Here is a 247-nt window from a genome sequence, read left to right on the forward strand (position 1 = left end):
GTGTCCGCGATGATGTGCCCTGGCCAGGGAGAACGCCACCGCCACGGGAGCAAGTGAATGACGGTCCAGCCACCCCAGCAGTCCACGACCGGCGACGAGGCCACCGTCCTGGGCCGGGACGGCGAGATCGAGCGGATCCTGCGGTGTGTGACGCGCGAGCCCGGCACTCCCCAGACCCTGCTGCTCCTCGGGGAGGAGGGGATCGGGCGTACCGCGGTGCTCGGGCACGTCCGGGAACGGGCCACCG

Annotated in this window: 1 protein-coding gene; it reads left to right on the forward strand. The window is 72.1% G+C overall.

Annotated features, from left to right (window positions below):
• Positions 1 to 57: 57 nt before the first annotated feature.
• Positions 58 to 247: ATP-binding protein (locus tag KVT34_RS30760; RefSeq protein WP_217563350.1), on the forward strand; the 190-nt coding region annotated here is incomplete at its 3' end.

Origin of the sequence: Paenibacillus sp. GbtcB18 (assembly GCF_019091125.1) — a bacterium.
GTDB classification, from domain to species: domain Bacteria; phylum Bacillota; class Bacilli; order Paenibacillales; family NBRC-103111; genus Paenibacillus_F; species Paenibacillus_F chitinolyticus.